The organism is Methylococcus capsulatus str. Texas = ATCC 19069 (assembly GCF_000424685.1).
Lineage (GTDB): Bacteria > Pseudomonadota > Gammaproteobacteria > Methylococcales > Methylococcaceae > Methylococcus > Methylococcus capsulatus.
In genome coordinates this window covers 1-1,605 of sequence record NZ_AUKJ01000011.1, presented here as the reverse complement: position 1 = coordinate 1,605, position 1,605 = coordinate 1, and the positions used below count along the sequence as shown (strand labels likewise).

General features: G+C 58.0%; 2 protein-coding genes and 1 pseudogene. All 3 read left to right on the top strand.

Features of this window, described 5'->3' with window-relative positions; all coding sequences use genetic code 11:
- Positions 1 to 99, top strand: a pseudogene (locus H156_RS17720) (6-phospho-3-hexuloisomerase); the annotation flags it as partial.
- Between the two features lie 261 nt (positions 100 to 360).
- Entirely contained in the window at positions 361 to 1,350 is a 990-nt protein-coding gene (locus tag H156_RS0102125; RefSeq protein WP_010962233.1) for a transaldolase, read from the top strand.
- 153 nt (positions 1,351 to 1,503) lie between these two features.
- The coding region (locus tag H156_RS16595) for a hypothetical protein (protein WP_154656630.1) at positions 1,504 to 1,605 on the top strand (102 nt) is incomplete at its 3' end.

Sequence of the window (1,605 nt, the reverse complement as noted above, 5' to 3'; positions counted from 1 at the left end):
TCCACCCTCCTCTTCCTCGAGGCCACCATCTCTCACATCATCCACGAGAAAGGCATCCCCGAAGAAGAAATGAGAACTCGTCACGCCAACCTGGAATAAGAAGAAGGCAAAGCCTGTGGCAGTCCTCCCTTCTGCCCGGGCTCTTGCCCTTCCTATGGACCCGGCGCTCGACGCCCCGGAGTCGAACCGAATCCGAGCGGCCAGAGGCGGGCAACGATGCTAGGGCAAAGGCCAGCAGAGCACGGCGTCGATAAGGTGCCACCGTATGAAGCCCGTGTAGGAAAATAAAGTCCCGACCGGGGAACATTTTCGTGATTGCTGGCAGCACCCAATACTTTAAGAAATCTTTAGGAGTCCACCATGTCGAAAAACCTGCTTGACCAACTCCGCGAAGTCACCGTCGTCGTCGCCGATACCGGAGACATCGAAGCGATCGAGAAATTCAAGCCACGTGACGCGACCACCAATCCCTCGCTCATCACCGCCGCGGCCCAAATGCCGCAATACCAGGATATCGTCGACGATACCCTGAAAGGTGCGAGGCAGACTCTGGGACCTGGCGCATCGGCCGCTCAAGTGGCGAATCGCGCTTTCGATCGTCTGGCCGTCTCTTTCGGCTTGAAGATCCTGCAGATTATCGAAGGCCGCGTTTCCACCGAAGTGGATGCCCGCCTTTCCTACGACACCGAAGGCACCATCGAGAAGGCTCGCGAAATCATCAAGCAATACGAAGCCGCCGGCGTTTCCAAAGAGCGTGTCCTGATCAAGATCGCCGCGACTTGGGAGGGCATCGAGGCCGCCGCCGTACTGGAAAAGGAGGGTATCCACTGCAACCTGACGCTGTTGTTCGGCCTGCATCAGGCCATCGCCTGCGCCGAGAACGGCATCACCCTGATTTCCCCCTTCGTCGGTCGTATCCTCGACTGGTACAAGAAGGACACCGGTCGCGAATCCTATGCGCCGCATGAAGATCCAGGCGTCCTGTCCGTGACCCAGATCTACAACTACTACAAGAAGTTCGGTTACAAGACCGAGGTCATGGGCGCCAGCTTCCGCAACATCGGCGAAATCACCGAACTGGCCGGCTGCGACCTGCTGACCATTGCACCTTCACTGCTGGCCGAACTGCAAGCCACCGAAGGCGAACTGCCGCGTAAGCTGGATCCCGCCAAAGCGAAGGATTATCCGATCGAGAAAATCCACGTCAACAAATACACCTTCGACAAGATGCATGCGGAAAACCGCATGGCCACCGAGAAACTGGAAGAAGGCATTCAAGGCTTTACCAAGGCACTCGAGCAGCTGGAGAAGTTGCTGGCCGATCGCCTGGCCCATCTGGAAGCGGCATAAAGCGGCAGGCCGTCGCGCGGAGTGTTCCCACGCGACGGCCCGTTCCTCTTTCAAAACCCTATTATTACGCTATCCCTCATGGGGTCGCCGCCAGAGCTTCCGCATCCGGCATCATCCCTGATTTTTCACCCCAATGACATAAGGAGATCTATCATGCCTTCGCGACGAGAACTCGCCAACGCCATACGCGCCTTGAGCATGGATGCCGTGCAGAAGGCCAACTCGGGCCATCCCGGGGCGCCGATGGGGATGGCG

Bases quoted from the DNA above. Each gene is read 5' to 3' on its own strand.
- H156_RS0102125 (WP_010962233.1), top strand. From the start codon at position 361: ATGTCGAAAAACCTGCTTGACCAACTCCGCGAAGTCACCGTCGTCGTC.